Below are 17,981 nucleotides of genomic sequence, written 5' to 3' on the forward strand. Positions count from 1 at the left end.
GGATCCTGATTGTTTATTCCCTAAGGGCGATTACTCCATCGCGAATAAGTTCATTTTTTGATGTGTTACAAATGCTGCAATCGCATCTCCAACTTCGCCCGTTTTGGCTGTTCCACCCACATCTGGTGTTTTCGGGCCATGTAACAATACATGTTCAATCGCCTGCATAATCTCTTGGCCTGCTTGAACCACCTGTTCGTCGCCATCTGCCAAGAAATCCAACATCATTGCACCAGACCAGATTGCAGCAATTGGATTGGCAATTTTTTGACCATAAATATCGGGTGCAGAACCATGTACAGGTTCAAATAACGATGGGAAATTACGTTCTGGATTTAAGTTTGCAGAAGCGGCTAAACCAATCGTTCCTGTACATGCAGGTCCCAAATCCGACAAAATATCACCAAATAAGTTTGAAGCAACCACCACATCAAAACGTTCAGGCTGTAATACAAAACGAGCGGCCAAAATATCGACATGCTGTTTGTCTGCCTTGATTTGCGGATACTGTTTTGCCATCGCATCAACACGTTCATCCCAGTACGGCATACTGACTGCAATACCATTTGATTTGGTTGCAGCGGTAACTTTTTTAGCATCGCGTTGATTGGCAAACTCAAAAGCATATTTCAAAATGCGATCTACACCATGACGGGTAAACACAGCTTCTTGTAAAACAAACTCACGCTCAGTACCTTCAAAAGCCTTACCACCAATCGCAGAGTATTCACCTTCGCTATTTTCACGGACCACGTAGAAATCAATATCTCCTGGTTTTTTACCTGCAAGTGGGCATTTCACCCCAGGCATTAAACGTACTGGACGTAAATTCACATATTGGTCAAAACGACGACGGAACTGTAGCAAAGACCCCCAAAGAGAAATATGATCTGGTACTTTTTCTGGCCAGCCCACAGCACCAAAGAAAATTGCATCGTATTGCTGTAAAATTTCAAACCAGTTGTCTGGCATCATTTTGCCGTGTTCAAGATAATAATCACAACTTGCCCACTCAAATGCATCGAACTGTAGCGCTATGCCATATTTGTCTGCAGCAGCCTTTACAACCTTAATCCCTTCTGGTAGAACTTCTAACCCGATTCCATCGCCTGCAATCGTCGCAACTTTATACTTTTTTGCCATAACGCTCCCTTACACCTTTGGTTAATATCCTTAGAAGTAAACATGCTATTTTCAGCAAAAATGATCAATAATAAAACTATCACCCCAATGGACACGGATCGTGAACAATCTACCTAACCTATCGGATTTAAAGGTTTTTTGCACAGTAACGAAACGCAAAAGTTTTGTTGCATCTGCGGAAGAACTGGGTGTTTCACCTGCATTTATTAGTAAGCGCATCAATATTTTAGAAAACAATTTAAACTGTAAATTGTTTCATCGCAGTACCCGTCATGTCAGTTTGACTGAAGATGGCAAACTGATTTTGGAGAGAGTTGTTCATATTTTGAATGAGTTCGATGAAATCAGTGAGTTAGTCAATAACCCATTGAGTACCCCTACTGGACATCTGGATATTGTCAGTAGCTTTGGTTTTGGACGCAAACACGTCGCACCGATCCTATCGAAGCTAATGACCATGTATCCAAAATTAGAAATCCAGTTTGATACGATTGATAATACGAAAGATTTAATTCAACACAGTATTGATCTAGATATTCGGATTGGTAATGAAATTGCACCCAATATGATTGCCAAAAAAATGGTTTCAAACTTCCGAATTTTTTGTGCTGCACCAAGCTATTTAGTCAAAAATGGTATGCCTAAAAGCTTAGATGATTTGCGCAATCATGATTGCTTAACCATCAGTGAGCGTGATCAATCCTCGGTGTTATGGAAATTACGACATGCTTCGGAAGATATGTCCGTACATGTTACTCCTCGCTTTATATCCAATAATGGTGAAATTATTCATCAATTGGCAGTTGAAGGTCATGGCATTATCTTACGTTCAATTTGGGATGTTGCTGATGAGCTGATTAGTGGTCAGTTACAGCATATTTTGCCTGAGTACTGGCAAGATGCCGATGTATGGGCAGTCTATCCTTCACGGCTAAAAAGCTCGTCTAAATTACAGACTTGTATCCTGTTTATACAAAATGAACTGCTCCATCGATTGCAGCATGTTCAGAACCTATCGCGTGGACAACAGGTTCAAGCGGTTGAACTGACTCAACCGAATACAGAAAAAGTATTTCTATAATTACGATAAGCTGCCTGCTTTCTTTTTCCATCAACATCATGCACATTAACCCGATCATGAAAAAGCAGGTAGCATATGAGTACGGCAATATTTGGCCTTATTTTAATCGCAGCGGCATTTCACGCCACTTGGAATGCTATTGTAAAAGCAGGCTCAAATAAATTTTTAACCACTGTATTGGTGACTGCATCAGCAGCAGTTTTAGCAGCGCTACTACTGCCCTTTTTCCCGCTACCACATCGCGCTAGCTGGCCTTATATTTTAGCCTCAACGGGAATACAAATTCTCTATTTTGGCATGGTTGCCAAAATCTATCGTGTCGCTGACATGGGACTAAGCTATCCACTGATGCGCGGTACTGCTCCGCTTATTGTGGCAGTTTTGGGGACATTTTTGCTACATGAAACACTGGAATTCAATGCGTGGGTTGGGATCATTACCATTTCGATTGGCATTTTATCCATGATCTTAGCAAGCTCTCAAACGGGACGAAAAGGGATTGGTTTAGCCTTACTCAATGCGGTCTTGATTGCTGGCTATACCTTGGTGGATGGTCATGGGATTCGTCTCTCAGGATCACCCATTTCTTATATCTTATGGAGCTTTGTGCTCTCAGGTCTGATCTTTTTTATATTTGCCTTGAAAATGCAGTATCGCCAGATGGGTGATTATTTTCGTCATAATTGGCATTTCGGTTTAATCGGTGGGATTGGCTCATTTTTCTCTTATGGACTCGCATTGTGGGCGATGACACTTGCACCAGTTGCGATTGTTGCCGCACTGCGTGAAACCTCAATTTTATTTGCTACGCTAATTTCGATCTTTATTCTCAAAGAGCAAGTTAATACGATACGTATTATCTCGTCATGTATTATTTTAATCGGGGCATTGGTCCTAAGAGTCGCCTAATACTAAAAGCCGTTTATTCCTAAGTACCAACTATTCCTAAGAGTAGCTGGCGTAGGCAGAACCGAAAGAACCAGCCTTTTTAAATAGACTGGTTGATCTTCAATGTTAATTTTAGAAGTAATAACCAAGTGATAAGTAAAATAATTTATTCCACTGATTACTGTCGCCTTGTGCTAGACCATTGGCACTCCCGCCTGTCATTGGATCATTACGACTCCAAATATATTCACCCTGAATTCCTACGGCCTTGTAATTAAAATACACCCCCGCAATTAAACGATCTGAATCTTGATAGCTCTTCTGATCTTTAAAGAAACGGCTATAGGACAGATAAGGTTTAATATTTTCTAACTGATAAAAAGGCTGTGCCAAGGTGTAATTAATTTCATTGGCCATAAATTTACCTTTATTGGCCACTTGGTAGGGATAATCAAATGCCCCGATGGTTGAGCTATTTGGCAGTAGATTATCGGCATTTTTAATGTTCTGTTCACCTGCAAGGAAAAGCCATTGCCATGCTTGATAATTGGTTGTACTAAATACACTCCATGTACTTCGATGACCGTCTTGCTGCGTGCGATTATTTTCCAGATCTGAGTACCAGAATGAACCACCAATCTCAGTTGAAAACTTTTGCGCTGGGTCCAACTCAAATTTTTTAGATAAGCGAGTCACCCACATATTTTTTTCATCGATATCTGTGCCTTGGCTTAAATCATCGGCTTGAACAAAGTTGCCACTATAGCGACTTGCGTCTTTGGATGTCCCTGTATAGTTACCACCATCTGTTGGGTAAAAACCTAAAATAAAATTGTATTGATCATTTTTAAACTGATACTTCGCACCTAGATTTTGAATATCTTCTAAACCAACCGTATTTAACAAGGTTTCATAATAACTGTTACCCCACAGTCGACCAAATCCAAAATCAACTGATTGAAAACCCACGGTAAAGCGTTGTTGGTCTGAAATTTTATATCCAGCCCAAGCATCTTTTAAAAATAATCCATCACATAAACGGCTGTATTGGTAACAGCGTAGATCTAATGAGGCAATCCAATTTGGATTTTCATAACTCAATACTGTTTTAATATCTGCAAGCTGCCAGTCCTTATTTTTAGAACCTTCGTTTGCCTCAACGATATAATCTTTGTACATATATCGGGTACGAATTGCGCCAGAAAGTTTAAGCTCACCTGATTCTGTTTTAGGGTCACCTATACTTAAATCTGCTGCAAAACTGGGCATGCTGACCAAAAGTCCCATTGAACCTATAAATAGAAATAACTTCTTCATTGTTGTACATCCTTGTTTAACCTCATATAAAAATGAAGAGTTTATGTACAACAAACAATGGGCAAACTATAAAGTCGGAATTTACAGATTGTGTTTAATGCGGATTGATTAAATGATAGTAAGGGAGTAAAAAATCTGTGATTTTTAGGTTTTATTGAAAAACCAAACTTATGACAACGATTCAAATCAAAGCGTCTTAAAATCAATAAAATCGTTTGAATTTTGATTACATGCAGCTAACTTTGATGTACTTTTATAAACAGAAATCTGCCAGAAATTAATGTCATCATAGCTTAATGGAATACCTGCCGGAGTCTTTGCGAATTTTCCTAATGGATATAAAATAATTAGAGAAAAATCTTCTCTAAAAAACCTAACTATAGGTATTTTTTAATTCTATTTGGCACTTTGCTTAAAAGACCTAATTTTTTCATCTCTGCATAATATAGAGCGTAGTTTTTTCTAGCGATCGGTTCATTTTTTTGTGCGACATAAATATCGGCTATATTTAAGTAAGCTACTGCTCTACTTGGATCTAGCTTTATAACATGGTTTAAAATGCTTAAAGATTCATTATAATAACCTAATTTATATAAATAAAATGCAGAATCATTGAGCTCTTGAATATCATTTTTGCTATATACAGGCAATTGACAATTTATACTTTTAATTATTTCATCTATTTCTAATTTCTCAGACTTTTTCAATTTCTTTAAATTTTGGCTTGTTGAATAATTCATATAAACAACTGTGCCTCTTCCCCCACCTACATCAGCCTCCCAAATAGGTAGATCCTTTTGCTTATCCCACTTTCCAGCACACATACCGCTTAACATTGTTGGAATAGCATCCACAATCACTTTATTTTTATTATTGATAATTAAACAGTAGCGTTGATCATGATCTGAAATCGGTAAGGTCAAAAAGTTATATTTTTTAGTGATGTATGAATATTCAGGAAAGACATCTTTCGATGAAAGACTAAAATTTTCATCACTTAAATTTAGCGGACTACAATTTTTATAGCTTAAAAAATCAGGAGTTGCATATACTGTAAAAATTGTACTACTTAACAATATAAAGAACGTTTTCTTTAGCATTATGGTTGTCCTAGTGTTTATAACTTTATTATAAGTTCAGGTTCATTGATTGGCTCATAGAATTTGTTACTTTATAAAGTAATTTAGAGGCTACATACTGTTTAAATTTTCTTGAGCTTATAAAGTATAGTCATGGGTTTAAATTGAGATATTTTAATTTTGTTTTAAAATAAAAAAAATGATTGTTGAAATTAGCAAACAAAATGATGAAATAGTGATATTTCTTGTAACAGACTTATACCATTTACCATGATCTCTGAATAATAAATTAAGGTTTTTATCATTGAGGCTAGGTGCTAATGGTAATAACCCTTTAGAAAAAACTGAGTTTCTTTTAAGTATTTTTAACTCCCTAAATCTTAAAGCAGCAATAGCTCCTACAGCCATTTCTATTTGTAAGTGATTCGCCCAATCTAATTTTTTATAATATTTGGGATCTTCAAAAAATAGATTAGAGAGAGAATGAAGATTTTTTTTAACATATTTATAGCTTTTAAATACAGCAATTGGATAGCTAACAAACAAAAGTAAGGTTGTGATAGTTAGTATTATTTTTAAAGTATTTTCCAGCATTTTATTTAGTCATCCATTCTATACTTCTATCAGCACTAGATCCAACCATTTCACCTAGCCAATCTCCGGCTATTCCTCCAGTAACAGCGTAAGCACCAATAACGACTAGCTCAATATCATCTCTATAAATGGGCTACGACAAAGTTGAAGTCTTGGTTTTTGATATAAGTTAATTTTCAATATTATTTTGGCACGAAGAGTAATATCGTTAATATTGATAAGCAAATAGACGAAAAATTATATTTTGTACAACAGACTTATACCAATCTCCATGATTCTTTAATAATAGATTAAGGTTTTTATCATTGAGGCTAGGTGCTAATGGTAATAACCCTTTAGAAAAAACTGTATCTCTTTTTAATACTTTTAGTTCTCTGAATCTAGCTGCCGCAATAATTCCTATTGTTGTCTCGATCAAAAAGAAATTAGTTAAAGCTAACTTTTTAAAATATTTAGGATTTTCAAAAAGTAATTTAGATATAGCACTAAGATTTTTTTTAACATATACATAACTTTTGAAACTAGAAATCAATGCACAAGAGATCCAAAGAGACCCAACTACTGCAAAAATTATTTCCAAATACTTTTCTAACATTCTAATTAATCACTCTTTCTATATTTTTATCTACGCCATTTCCCATAATTTAACCAACCTTACCTCCCCCTATTCAAACAGCAACAATGCAGCATCTCTATAACGATTAATCCAATACCACCTGTTCCGACACTTATAACTATTGCGGTGCAAAGCTATTTGGTTCATAAACATAGAGCTTAATATAATCAGTTTGAACTTTCGATGATTTCACTGATTCCCATACAATCAGATCACCATCCCGACCAAACAAGTTTAGACTGTAGGCTGATTGGTAATTCTAAAATAATCGGCGACCAAACACATCATAACCATAATCAGTAATTATTTACAAAGATCATCACCCCATTTATTGTAAGAATACAAAACACCATCGACATTATTTTTTGGTAATTTTTCACCTTTAAAATCATAAAGTTCCCCATTCCCAACAATTACTACATTGATACGATTATTCAAACCTAAACAATATGTATTAACGCCTACTCCTTTTCCTTTAAGCATCCATCCATCTTTTTCTAATAAATTTGTTATTTCTAATATTTTCTGACTATTATTAGAACCCTTTAGATCAAAATATGAAACTTGTACTTCTGCTCTTCGTAATGAATCAATAACGTCCAAATTTTCACCTAAAACAGTTTTCATTTTTTCATCAAACGGGTATTTATCTGATGGTTCATCATAAATCTTATTACTATTGCATCCTATTAAAGTGATCATAGAACATATTAAAAAACTTAAACTGCAAAATTTCATATTTAATCCCTAATTTTTTCTGTAAGAGAGCGGCCTTGACCTTCAACACCATATCCAACATTAAAATCAGCACCTGGAGTACCAACCCCAATTTCAAAACCTTTCATCGTTTTAGAGGCAAAATAAGCTTTAACTTTTTCACTAACCGATGTAGAACTTGTATCAATAGGTAATACTAAACCTGCACGTACTCCCCATATACCACCACTTGCACTTCCTGCTAAACCAGTTAAAAATGCATCTGTATTATTTACTTCACAATCCTTTACTGGTTTATTAAAAATATAACCTGCCACAACTAGCCGAAAACTTACCTTTTAATTTTGTAAGATCAGAAGCAGCTAGTTTTTTACTTCCATCAAGCACCATCACAGCATTCTTACCTATCGCTTTAGCACCTTTTACATCTGGCCTAGATGATGCACCTACTTGAAATACCTTACCATTATGTAGGTTAGTAATCTCTGCATAAGCAAAGGGGCCTACCCCTCCCGAACAATAAACATAATCGAATAACGGAGGACCTTGCAACCGACAAATATCACCTGTCTTCATCCAACAGTCATAATTTCGATAACCTTCGTATTCTAAATTTGCTGAAGCTTGACGACTTAAACCGATAAATTCTCCACCATAGGTTACTTGCAATCCCAAAGCATCTACCCACAAAGTTGGATTAATTACATAACTGTAGTGATTCAATCCTGCGTATAAATCTATAGGGTCTTTACTCATATACCTTGCACTATACGGTTCATAATAACGATAGCGGTTATAGTGTAACCCTGTTTCCTTATCCTTGCGCTTCAGACCGAGCAGTGCTCGATCTTTGCTCATGCACCCTGAAAACGGATATTACTTTGTTGCAATGGATTGTCTTGGTTTGTTGTATTAATTTCTAAAGCTGTGCCCCATGTATCCTGTTTGATTTCCCAAACACACTCCCCTAACTCATTACTTAAAGTTTGTGGTGTACCGACTTGGTCACAGTGGTAAAAGGCAACACGTTCTAATTTAGCTTTGTTCTTTCTGGTTTCAGTTTTCCATACTGGATCTTTATAAATCGAATAAGGTACGTTTTGGAATTGGCGATAGTCAGGTGTTTCTATCAGCTGAATAAAGCCAGCATAACCAGTCTGTAATAACGGTACAAAGCTATTCGGTTCATAGACATAGTGCTTAGTATAATCAGTTTGCACTTTTGATGATTTCACTGATTCCCACACCATCACATCACCATCCCAACCAAATAAGGTTAGGCTGTGGTCTGTTTGGTTATTCTTAAATAATCGTCTGCCAAAAACATCATAACCATAATCAGTAATTTGACCATTGTTGTCACTTTGTATCAGACGATTTAAGTTATCCCAAGTGAGTTTTAAAGTCTGACCTGCTTGAGTGGTTTCAATCACATTGCCCTGTGCATCATATTTATAATGTTTGCCTTGATACTGGCTAATCAAGTTATTTTTCACTTGCGCAGCTTGTGTGGCAATCGGATCAATTATGCGTAAAATCCTAATTAAAAAAACCTTTGTTTGCCTATCATTCCGATATAATTTTAAAATATAGTTTTTACTTAACTACACCTAATTCCTTTAATTTATCTTGAGCTTCTGTATTCCCCTGTTTCTCAGCTTTTTTTAACCAAAATATAGCTTCTTTTAAATTCTTATTTTTATCTTTATTTAATAATATTAAAGCTAATTGAAGCTGTGCATTCTCATTATCTTGATTAGCGGCTAATCTATAATAATATTCAGATTTATTTAAGTTTTTCTCTCCACCAATTCCTCTCAAATACATAATACCTAAACCATTTTGGGAAGGGGCATCTCCCTTTTTTGCTGCTTTTTCTAACCATTCTTTAGCTACATTTGCATCTTTAGGAAATCCCTCTTCACCATTTAGAAAATTCATTGCAACATTGTATTGTGCGTCAATATTTCCTGACTTAGCTAATCCTAATTCATAACTTTTTTCATATGAAGCACTATGAGCACAAGTACTACAAATAAATAAAATATTCAAAACCTTTAAGATTTTCATAATTAATAAACCTATACTTCATTAGTTTTAATAAGATATTCTTGTAATATTGTATAATAGATAAATGCTTTAAATTTTTCATCAGAAAAACTATAGTAAATTTAGCTTAATCATTAAAAATAGATTAGTATAATTTTTACCGCAACTCAATTAGAAATGAATTTCTCACGACCAAGCAGTCAGTTATTTTTAATTAAAATACTAAAAATAGAAAAATTTAATTGGGAAAAATTATGTTTATCACTTCGGTATTTCCATTAAACTTTTTTTATTTAATTTATAAAAAGCTTCTTCTATGAAATAAAATCACTTCTAGCAATATCAAAACATTTTCCACAGGTTAAAAATATTGTCACTATCTATAATTTATATGTTTATCTTCAACATTCTCTCGCCCTATCTCACAAATCCCAGCAATAAAGCTTATTAACAGTCCAATAAATAAAGAACAACCGACCAACCAATTTAAACTTACCACTATTTCTTTCCCATTAGATTCAAAAATAATTAAAGATAATGCCGTTATTAGACTAATAGTAACAGTCCTTATGAAAAAAGTTAGATATGGCTTATCCTCAATCCTTAAAAAGCTTGATATCAAAGTGATAACAAATTCTAACATCGTAATTTCCTAAATTTTAAAAATTGATAAACAAACCTCACTTTTCTATTTATCAATTATTATATATTTCAATAGAATATTTAATTCAAATCTATGATTGGGAGCTTATTTTTTACGACAATCGTTAACTTTTCCTTCTCCATAATCAAGGAAGATTATCCAACTATTTTTACTAGAAGGTATAACCTCATGTCCAATAAAGCTATGGTATTTATCTTTCTCTGGGAATAAAGCTCCAAGATAAATTTTTTCTCCTAAACAATACTCATAAAAATGATCTTTATTAGAAATCATCCTCCATCCGTCCTTTTTTAATTTTGAATGCACTTGATTGTATTCAACTAGTGATAATTTAGATTTCTGTATTTTAACAATTGAATATTTATTTTCTGGCTTATCAATAGAAACATATTCATCAGGATCATAATTTTTAAAATATTTATGAGTGATAGTCTTGAAAAATCGCGCATCCTGAGTAATTTCACTATTTACACATGAAAAAGTTAAAACTATGAGTATAGTAATATAGCTAAATTTTAAAAAATTCATTTCGCATTCTCCTTAGAAATATTTTTTAACTTGAAATGAATTACTGCATTTTCAGTTTCAGAAATATCAAATTTTCTTGAACCTGTACCCATCTTAACACCGACTTTAGCATCAAGATTAAACTATTTATGCTTCGAGAGTGCTTAATTCACTATTTAAAATATTTTTTACAATTTGTCGTACCATACATATCATAACCATAAAATATGACCCATTTATCTAAGTTCCCCTCGCAACACGCTCCTATTCAGCTTTGTTCTTTTTCAGCTTTGTTCTTTCGGGTTTCTGTTTTCCATACTGGAACTTTATAAATTCGGCTTTCAGGATTTTAATATAATTGCACAGTACGTAAACTTTATATTTTTATTGCTATTTATAATTTTGACATTTTACTCTCAATGAAATTATATTTATCCATAAATTTCCCATATATATCTAAAGTGGTTTGAGCTCAGGATATACATCTTTAATTACATCTGATTATTTTCTCACTCTCTCTTCAATCAAGTTAAAAAAAACACTTACAGCACTTGCTGTATCAGCATTAAAAGGAATTACTTCAATATATTTTTTTAATTCTAAGATATAGTAATTAAATACCTTATCTGGCATATATTGTAATTCGAAAGCTATTTCCATAAGAGATGAACGAAGCATTTCCACCATATCATCAATACTTTTATCGATGAACTTATCAAAAGCATATTGTGTATCATAGTCAATGGGTTCTATCTCCCCCAATCAGAAATACTAGGTATTCTTTTAATGTTCATAAACTCATTCTTCACCTTAAATAATTAAAATCACTTAAAAGAATTCTTTTTTACACTCTTCGATACTGTCATATTTTTTTTAGCTTATTCCATACAGACATACATTAAAAATTTAAATAAAGACCAAAGATATAAAATAGATGTATATTACGTTAAAAGTAACTAGCGTTTAAAAAAATCCGTAACTTAAGAATATCTTCTAGCCATTTCATTAATTCCATAAAGCACTTCATTACTTTCATCCAACCTATTTTTTTCAGCCAACTCCTTCATGTCAAAAATATCTTGTGGAGTCATTTTTTTTAAAAGAATATCTAAAACCACATATTTTAGAGTCTCTTCTTCCATATTTTTTGAAAAAATTACTATAATTTCTTTTAATTTTTCGATCTGATTTTTTGTCAATTTGTCAAAGTCATTATAAAGATGAAACATAAAATTATATGTTCCTCTGCTAGACATTAAATCACTATCCATAAATATTTTTTCATACAATTCAAATATTTCATTAGGGAATTCTTTGTCTAATAAAATTGAATATTCAATTTCATGAACAATATTAGAAAAAAATTTACTATTATTTTTTTTCTCTTTACGAGAAAAGATCTCTTTCGTTATTTTACTTAAATCTATCATAATCTTCCTACCTTACCAATAAAGCAATCAGTTTTTATCCTACTATATTACGGCACTGCTAAATTAGCAGGGATAGTTGGCCATAATGCTGGAAATAATGATGGAATCATCCTTACTACACGATAACCAACGTATAGCACTCCTGCCCCCACACCTGCTTTTGCAACATTTTTAACTGTACTTGATTGTGTCTGCCCTACTGTTGCACACCCTGTATCACATTTATCATCGTCATCAAAACATTCATCATCATACCTTTTTTGCCATTTTCTTAATTCTTTATCATGAATATTAATCAAAACTCTATGCCCTCTAACTGTTTGAGATAATTTTTCTCCTGGTCCTATCCTCTCTGGCAAACCCAAAGCATTTTGAGCTAAATCAGGGTATCTTTTATCATATAGTTCTTTAATATGACCTTCTATTTTCTTTAATATTGCTTGGCAATGAGGACTAGATTTCGGCTTACTAAAAGGCCTCCTGTCCAATCCCATCGGATCCACCCACTGATTTGGATCACTTACATAAGTAGAATTATTTAATCCCCCAAATAATCCTATCGGATCTTTACTCACATACCTTGCACTATACGGTTCGTAATAACGATAACGGTTATAGTATAAGTCTGTTTCCTTATCCTTGCGCTTCAGACCGAGCAGTGCTCGATCTTTGCTCATGCACCCTGAAAACGAATATTATTTTGTTGCAATGGATTGTCTTGGTTTGTTGTATTAATTTCTAAAGCAGTGCCCCATGTATCCTGTTTAATTTCCCAAACACATTCCCCTAACTCATTACTTAAAGTTTGTGGTGTACCGACTTGGTCACAGTGGTAAAAAGCAACACGTTCTAATTCAGCTTTGTTCTTTCTGGTTTCAGTTTTCCATACAGGGTCTTTATAAATCGAATAAGGTACGTTTTGGAATTGGCGATAGTCAGGTGTTTCTATCAGTTGAATAAAACCTCTATAACCAGTCTGTAATAACGGTACAAAGCTATTCGGTTCATAGACATAGTGTTTGGTATAATTTTGCTGTTTTGATTGAGTTTGGTTTGCTTGATATGACTCCCATATCATTAAATCACCATCCCAACCAAATAAGGTTAGGCTGTGGTCTTGATGATTATTCTTAAATAATCGCCTGCCAAAAACATCATAACCATAATCATTAATTATTAATTATTCACAAAGTTCTTCTCCCCACTTGTTATAGCTATAAGAAATTATGTCCACATCCGTTTTTGTAACTCTAACCTTATTTCCTTTAAAATCTGTCGCATTAAATGATATTGGACTAGCTATATTGATGCTATTTTTTGAACCTAAACAATATGTATCGACACTTATTCCTCGCCCTTTAAGTTTCCAGCCATCTTTTTCCAATAAGTCTATTATTTTCTTAGTTTTTATAGAGTTTGCAGGTAACTCGACATACGCTAACTGAACTTCTGCTCTATTCAATGAATTAACAACTTCTAATTTTTCACCTAAAACAGTTTTCATTTTTTCATCAAACGGGTATTTATCTGATGGTTCATCATAAATCTTATTACTATTGCATCCCATTAAAGCGATCATAGAACATATTAAAAAACTTAAACTGCTAAATTTCATATTTAATCCCTAATTTTCTCTGTAAGTGAACGACCTTGAGCTTCAACACCATATCCAACATTAAAATCAGCTCCTGGTGTACCAACCCCAATTTCAAAACCTTTCATCGTTTTAGAGGTAAAATAAGCTTTAACTTTTTCACTAACCGATGTAGAACTTGTATCAATAGGTAATACTAAACCTGCACGTACTCCCCATATACCACCACTCGCACTTCCTGCTAGCCCTGAAAGGAAACTATCTGTACTTTGATCTTCCCCCCTAGCTACTGGTTTATTAAAAATATAGCCTGCCATACAACTAGCCGAAAACTTACCTTTTAATTTTGTAAGATCAGAAGCAGCTAGTTTTTTACTTCCATCAAGCACCATCACAGCATTCTTACCTATCGCTTTAGCACCTTTTACATCTGGCCTAGATGATGCACCTACTTGAAATACCTTACCATTATGTAGGTTAGTAATCTCTGCATAAGCAAAGGGGCCTACCCCTCCCGAACAATAAACATAATCGAATAACGGAGGACCTTGCAACCGACAAATATCACCTGTCTTCATCCAACAGTCATAATTTCGATAACCTTCGTATTCTAAATTTGCTGAAGCTTGACGACTTAAACCGATAAATTCTCCACCATAGGTTACTTGCAATCCCAAAGCATCTACCCACAAAGTTGGATTAATTACATAACTGTAGTGATTCAATCCTGCGTATAAATCTATAGGGTCTTTACTCATATACCTTGCACTATACGGTTCATAATAACGATAGCGGTTATAGTGTAACCCTGTTTCCTTATCCTTGCGCTTCAGACCGAGCAGTGCTCGATCTTTGCTCATGCACCCTGAAAACGGATATTACTTTGTTGCAATGGATTGTCTTGGTTTGTTGTATTAATTTCTAAAGCTGTGCCCCATGTATCCTGTTTGATTTCCCAAACACACTCCCCTAACTCATTACTTAAAGTTTGTGGTGTACCGACTTGGTCACAGTGGTAAAAGGCAACACGTTCTAATTTAGCTTTGTTCTTTCTGGTTTCAGTTTTCCATACTGGATCTTTATAAATCGAATAAGGTACGTTTTGGAATTGGCGATAGTCAGGTGTTTCTATCAGCTGAATAAAGCCAGCATAACCAGTCTGTAATAACGGTACAAAGCTATTCGGTTCATAGACATAGTGCTTAGTATAATCAGTTTGCACTTTTGATGATTTCACTGATTCCCACACCATCACATCACCATCCCAACCAAATAAGGTTAGGCTGTGGTCTGTTTGGTTATTCTTAAATAATCGTCTGCCAAAAACATCATAACCATAATCAGTAATTTGACCATTGTTGTCACTTTGTATCAGACGATTTAAGTTATCCCAAGTGAGTTTTAAAGTCTGACCTGCTTGAGTGGTTTCAATCACATTGCCCTGTGCATCATATTTATAATGTTTGCCTTGATACTGGCTAATCAAGTTATTTTTCACTTGTGCAGCTTGTGTGGCAATCGGATCAATCAAGTTCCCCGCAGGATCAAAACTAAAGCTTTCAGTCTTAATAGGTTTTGGCTTTTGATTGAACGTCCAATCTGATCGTATTGGTAATTTAATTTGCCTAATCTGCTGTCATCCACCTGAGTCAGTAGGTAAGTGATTAAGCCTTTGCTATCGGTATGTTTGAATAGGCACCCTTCTTCATCGTGTTCAAATTGTTTTTTGACTCGATTAGATATATGTCAACTTTTAAAATAAAAAACTGAATAAATTAATTACTCATTTTTCAATATTTTCTCTTCCAATTTCACATATTCCTGCAATAAAACTTATGACTAATCCAATAGATAAAGAACAACCAACCAACCAATTTAAACTTTTCATTATCTCTTTATCGCTTGATTTGAAAAAAATTAAAAACAATGCTGTTATCACACTTATGATAATGGTTCTTAAAAAAAACGTTAGATAGGGTTTATTCTTAATTCTTAAAAAAGATGACAGCAAAGTAATAAAAAATTCTAACATCATGATTTCCTATGATTTTACATATGAAATTAAGTATTCAATGCATTAAAAGTTAAAAAACTTGTATTTATAAACTTACACATATTTATTTCACAATTAATAAAAAAAGCCCCCCTTAAATTTGATTGAAAAAAAATATAATTTTTTAATGACGAATTTTCGAATCTAGCTCTATGTAAGTTCATATAACTAAATTTCAAATAACCTATAAAAATGTAACTTGTACTTATATTCTCAGAAAAAAAATAATATTTCATTAACAATTTCCCCAAACAATTGGTGATAATTGGATATTTTGTATAGGCTATCTCTGTGAAATTTTTGGTTCAATGAAAGGTGATAATCGTTGCCTACACTCTTCCCTTTCAACATAATTTTGGACTACTTACAAATATAATGCTCTTTATGAAATAAAATGAGGATAATATTATTCTCATTTTATTAATTTTCGACACTTATAATTTTAAGTTAAACTTTTATTTACGATGATTGCCTCCATTTAAAAAGTCAACGATCGATAAAAAAATAAAACAAACAAACCCTATAAATTGTGTAACAATAAAAAAAATAATTTGTTTACTGTATTCCATAACTTTATGATTTTCGATATACCCTACTAGATTTCCTAAAAAATATCCAATTAAACCTATTGTTATTCCTTTAAAAAAATTTATCAGATAAGGATGATCTTCTGATTTAAAGTTAGAAATAAAAATACTAATTATAACCTCAGCGATTAGTGTAATCATAATTTATTTCTTCTCCTTTTTATCAGATTTGAATACATCTTTAGCAATACTTCCCGAGGTAGCACTTATTACAGCTGAATTTAACCAAGTTGTTATTCCTACAGGATTATTTAAGTTTTTAGAAATATTTAATTCTTACTTCGAGTTACCACCACAAGAAATTAAAAAAAACGTGATCAGAAATATATTTTACCTTTTTAAGTATCTTGAGTATGATGGTACTAAATATTTTATATTAATACTTATAAAATAAAAATAAAATATAAATAAAATTGGTGCTAAAAAATAGAATCGTGTATAAAACGAGAAAAAAACAATAATTACACCAACAACTAAATAAAGATAAAAAAACAATACTTTAAGTAAAAATTTCCCTTTAGAATCGAATGATTTATTGCTCTCAAGATAGCTATACACATTGTATGAAAGAAAAAATAAACCTGCATAAGAAATAAGACCAGGAATAATCATCAATATAACTAAAGCAACCAAAAACCTTAAAATTGATTCATCAGGTAAGGAAATTAAAACATAAAAAAGAAAATATAAGAAAAAAACACCTATATAATAATAGTATTTCAAACCATTATAATCTGATCTATTTAAACTTAATTCATCTCTATTTCTCACAATACCCACCTAATGCTTTATTAACTCCTATTTACCACTTCATCAAAGCGAAACTCTATACTATATATTCCCCCTTATTAATCCCACTGCTACTTTCCTACAGCTAATTGTATTTAGTATATAAAAGTTTTTTTATCGTATGCTATTGAATGTAAACACCACTATTAATCTTTTACCACACAGCTTATATTATTTTTAGCAGTAGTATAATTTAAAGTTATTGAAACTTTTTTATAAAATTGATAAGTAAAATAACCAGTATTGACTCCATCCATTTCTTTTTTATAAGTTGGAAATGTTACACCAATTGCTTGATTTTGTTTACAGAAAAGCTCACTAAAATTATTCTTTTCAACTAAGACCCACCCCTTTTGAGCAAGCCTTGGTCTTACCTCTTTCAAATAAATCTCATTATCAAAAAAACCTATTCTTTCTATAAAATAGAAAAAATCTGAAGATCTAACTGATTGAGTATCATATAAAACTAAATCATAATTTGAGAAAATGTACTGCATTTCTTTTAAATACTTAGCTTTATTTACATCTACTTTAGTTTCTAGTTGTTCTAAGCTTTGACCCTGTTCAAATTTTGATTCATTACAACCTAACAAGATTGTTGAAATAATTGATAGTAAAATAAGTTTTTTCATCATAATCCCCCAAATGAACGCATCAGCCCTATTGCATAAGGTTCTGTATCTTTAGTATTACCAATATGTTTACTATGTGAAAAATCAAAATATGTTACACCAGGAGTTGAAAAACCACCCCCTGTGTTAACCGCAATTTTACCACCTTTTGCTATCGGCATATCAACTCCTGCTGCTAAACCAAAAGGCCCACCGTATGATAAACCAAATGATTCTCCGCTCATTGCAGAATCTGTCAAAG

At 33.1% G+C, this 17,981-nt stretch carries 18 protein-coding genes and 4 pseudogenes; 2 read left to right on the forward strand and 20 right to left on the reverse strand.

Features of this window, described 5'->3' with window-relative positions; translation table 11 throughout:
- Nucleotides 1-30: 30 nt before the first annotated feature.
- Nucleotides 31-1,143 (reverse strand): tartrate dehydrogenase, encoded by a 1,113-nt coding sequence (locus AC4CVF_RS11020; RefSeq protein WP_419361256.1) that lies wholly within the window; start codon nucleotides 1,141-1,143, stop codon nucleotides 31-33.
- 100 nt (nucleotides 1,144-1,243) lie between these two features.
- On the opposite strand from AC4CVF_RS11020, the gene AC4CVF_RS11025 reads away from it, so the two are divergent.
- Nucleotides 1,244-2,224: a LysR family transcriptional regulator gene (locus tag AC4CVF_RS11025; RefSeq protein ID WP_419361258.1), complete on the forward strand. Its 981-nt coding sequence runs from the start codon at nucleotides 1,244-1,246 to the stop codon at nucleotides 2,222-2,224.
- A 75-nt stretch (nucleotides 2,225-2,299) separates the two neighbouring features.
- Complete coding sequence (locus AC4CVF_RS11030) at nucleotides 2,300-3,133, forward strand: DMT family transporter (RefSeq protein WP_419328257.1); 834 nt, start codon at nucleotides 2,300-2,302, stop codon at nucleotides 3,131-3,133.
- Between the two features lie 111 nt (nucleotides 3,134-3,244).
- On the opposite strand, the gene AC4CVF_RS11035 is transcribed toward AC4CVF_RS11030, so the two are convergent.
- The 19 genes and pseudogenes from AC4CVF_RS11035 to AC4CVF_RS11125 form a co-directional block, all read right to left on the reverse strand.
- Complete coding sequence (locus AC4CVF_RS11035; RefSeq protein WP_303577324.1) at nucleotides 3,245-4,429, reverse strand: TonB-dependent receptor; 1,185 nt, start codon at nucleotides 4,427-4,429, stop codon at nucleotides 3,245-3,247.
- Nucleotides 4,430-4,806: 377 nt separating this feature from the next.
- Nucleotides 4,807-5,529 (reverse strand): tetratricopeptide repeat protein, encoded by a 723-nt coding sequence (locus tag AC4CVF_RS11040; protein WP_490789444.1) that lies wholly within the window; start codon nucleotides 5,527-5,529, stop codon nucleotides 4,807-4,809.
- A gap of 153 nt (nucleotides 5,530-5,682) precedes the next feature.
- Nucleotides 5,683-6,102, reverse strand: coding sequence for a hypothetical protein (locus tag AC4CVF_RS11045; protein WP_490789445.1), 420 nt, complete (start codon nucleotides 6,100-6,102; stop codon nucleotides 5,683-5,685).
- Between the two features lie 208 nt (nucleotides 6,103-6,310).
- Nucleotides 6,311-6,697: a hypothetical protein gene (locus AC4CVF_RS11050; protein ID WP_419328253.1), complete on the reverse strand. Its 387-nt coding sequence runs from the start codon at nucleotides 6,695-6,697 to the stop codon at nucleotides 6,311-6,313.
- 139 nt (nucleotides 6,698-6,836) lie between these two features.
- Nucleotides 6,837-7,025 (reverse strand): annotated as a pseudogene (locus AC4CVF_RS11055) (hypothetical protein); the annotation flags it as partial.
- Entirely contained in the window at nucleotides 7,022-7,456 is a 435-nt protein-coding gene (locus tag AC4CVF_RS11060) for a hypothetical protein (protein WP_490789446.1), read from the reverse strand. The pseudogene AC4CVF_RS11055 and the gene AC4CVF_RS11060, both read right to left, overlap by 4 nt.
- A gap of 2 nt (nucleotides 7,457-7,458) precedes the next feature.
- On the reverse strand, nucleotides 7,459-7,752 hold the full coding sequence (locus AC4CVF_RS11065; protein ID WP_419328251.1) for a hypothetical protein: 294 nt from the start codon (nucleotides 7,750-7,752) through the stop codon (nucleotides 7,459-7,461).
- A 349-nt stretch (nucleotides 7,753-8,101) separates the two neighbouring features.
- A pseudogene (locus AC4CVF_RS11070) lies at nucleotides 8,102-8,937 on the reverse strand (RHS repeat-associated core domain-containing protein); the annotation flags it as partial.
- A gap of 94 nt (nucleotides 8,938-9,031) precedes the next feature.
- Nucleotides 9,032-9,505 (reverse strand): tetratricopeptide repeat protein, encoded by a 474-nt coding sequence (locus AC4CVF_RS11075; RefSeq protein WP_490789447.1) that lies wholly within the window; start codon nucleotides 9,503-9,505, stop codon nucleotides 9,032-9,034.
- 355 nt (nucleotides 9,506-9,860) lie between these two features.
- The gene (locus AC4CVF_RS11080; protein ID WP_490789448.1) at nucleotides 9,861-10,127 is read right to left on the reverse strand and encodes a hypothetical protein; all 267 of its coding nucleotides are present in this window, start codon (nucleotides 10,125-10,127) and stop codon (nucleotides 9,861-9,863) included.
- A gap of 105 nt (nucleotides 10,128-10,232) precedes the next feature.
- Nucleotides 10,233-10,676, reverse strand: coding sequence for a hypothetical protein (locus AC4CVF_RS11085; protein ID WP_034615158.1), 444 nt, complete (start codon nucleotides 10,674-10,676; stop codon nucleotides 10,233-10,235).
- A 480-nt stretch (nucleotides 10,677-11,156) separates the two neighbouring features.
- The gene (locus AC4CVF_RS11090; RefSeq protein ID WP_490789449.1) at nucleotides 11,157-11,417 is read right to left on the reverse strand and encodes a hypothetical protein; all 261 of its coding nucleotides are present in this window, start codon (nucleotides 11,415-11,417) and stop codon (nucleotides 11,157-11,159) included.
- A gap of 218 nt (nucleotides 11,418-11,635) precedes the next feature.
- Nucleotides 11,636-12,085 carry a hypothetical protein gene (locus AC4CVF_RS11095; protein ID WP_490789450.1) on the reverse strand — a complete coding sequence of 150 codons (450 nt, stop codon included), beginning with the start codon at nucleotides 12,083-12,085 and terminating at the stop codon, nucleotides 11,636-11,638.
- A 47-nt stretch (nucleotides 12,086-12,132) separates the two neighbouring features.
- Nucleotides 12,133-12,579 (reverse strand): hypothetical protein, encoded by a 447-nt coding sequence (locus AC4CVF_RS11100; RefSeq protein ID WP_490789921.1) that lies wholly within the window; start codon nucleotides 12,577-12,579, stop codon nucleotides 12,133-12,135.
- A pseudogene (locus tag AC4CVF_RS11105) lies at nucleotides 12,571-13,262 on the reverse strand (RHS repeat-associated core domain-containing protein); the annotation flags it as partial. The gene AC4CVF_RS11100 and the pseudogene AC4CVF_RS11105, both read right to left, overlap by 9 nt.
- 3 nt (nucleotides 13,263-13,265) lie before the next feature.
- Complete coding sequence (locus AC4CVF_RS11110; RefSeq protein WP_419361273.1) at nucleotides 13,266-13,700, reverse strand: hypothetical protein; 435 nt, start codon at nucleotides 13,698-13,700, stop codon at nucleotides 13,266-13,268.
- A gap of 2 nt (nucleotides 13,701-13,702) precedes the next feature.
- Nucleotides 13,703-15,338, reverse strand: a pseudogene (locus AC4CVF_RS11115) (RHS repeat-associated core domain-containing protein); the annotation flags it as partial.
- Between the two features lie 849 nt (nucleotides 15,339-16,187).
- Nucleotides 16,188-16,460 (reverse strand): hypothetical protein, encoded by a 273-nt coding sequence (locus AC4CVF_RS11120; RefSeq protein ID WP_224965271.1) that lies wholly within the window; start codon nucleotides 16,458-16,460, stop codon nucleotides 16,188-16,190.
- A 794-nt stretch (nucleotides 16,461-17,254) separates the two neighbouring features.
- The gene (locus AC4CVF_RS11125) at nucleotides 17,255-17,740 is read right to left on the reverse strand and encodes a hypothetical protein (protein WP_419328249.1); all 486 of its coding nucleotides are present in this window, start codon (nucleotides 17,738-17,740) and stop codon (nucleotides 17,255-17,257) included.
- Nucleotides 17,741-17,981: the final 241 nt, after the last annotated feature.

The sequence above is a fragment of the Acinetobacter sp. LipI_19 genome, assembly GCF_058242925.1.

Bases quoted from the DNA above. Each gene is read 5' to 3' on its own strand.
- AC4CVF_RS11020 (WP_419361256.1), bottom strand. From the start codon at position 1,143: ATGGCAAAAAAGTATAAAGTTGCGACGATTGCAGGCGATGGAATCGGG.
- AC4CVF_RS11030 (WP_419328257.1), top strand. From the start codon at position 2,300: ATGAGTACGGCAATATTTGGCCTTATTTTAATCGCAGCGGCATTTCAC.
- AC4CVF_RS11035 (WP_303577324.1), bottom strand. From the start codon at position 4,429: ATGAAGAAGTTATTTCTATTTATAGGTTCAATGGGACTTTTGGTCAGC.
- AC4CVF_RS11040 (WP_490789444.1), bottom strand. From the start codon at position 5,529: ATGCTAAAGAAAACGTTCTTTATATTGTTAAGTAGTACAATTTTTACA.
- AC4CVF_RS11045 (WP_490789445.1), bottom strand. From the start codon at position 6,102: ATGCTGGAAAATACTTTAAAAATAATACTAACTATCACAACCTTACTT.
- AC4CVF_RS11050 (WP_419328253.1), bottom strand. From the start codon at position 6,697: ATGTTAGAAAAGTATTTGGAAATAATTTTTGCAGTAGTTGGGTCTCTT.
- AC4CVF_RS11060 (WP_490789446.1), bottom strand. From the start codon at position 7,456: ATGAAATTTTGCAGTTTAAGTTTTTTAATATGTTCTATGATCACTTTA.
- AC4CVF_RS11075 (WP_490789447.1), bottom strand. From the start codon at position 9,505: ATGAAAATCTTAAAGGTTTTGAATATTTTATTTATTTGTAGTACTTGT.
- AC4CVF_RS11080 (WP_490789448.1), bottom strand. From the start codon at position 10,127: ATGTTAGAATTTGTTATCACTTTGATATCAAGCTTTTTAAGGATTGAG.
- AC4CVF_RS11085 (WP_034615158.1), bottom strand. From the start codon at position 10,676: ATGAATTTTTTAAAATTTAGCTATATTACTATACTCATAGTTTTAACT.
- AC4CVF_RS11095 (WP_490789450.1), bottom strand. From the start codon at position 12,085: ATGATAGATTTAAGTAAAATAACGAAAGAGATCTTTTCTCGTAAAGAG.
- AC4CVF_RS11100 (WP_490789921.1), bottom strand. From the start codon at position 12,579: ATGGGATTGGACAGGAGGCCTTTTAGTAAGCCGAAATCTAGTCCTCAT.
- AC4CVF_RS11110 (WP_419361273.1), bottom strand. From the start codon at position 13,700: ATGAAATTTAGCAGTTTAAGTTTTTTAATATGTTCTATGATCGCTTTA.
- AC4CVF_RS11120 (WP_224965271.1), bottom strand. From the start codon at position 16,460: ATGATTACACTAATCGCTGAGGTTATAATTAGTATTTTTATTTCTAAC.
- AC4CVF_RS11125 (WP_419328249.1), bottom strand. From the start codon at position 17,740: ATGAAAAAACTTATTTTACTATCAATTATTTCAACAATCTTGTTAGGT.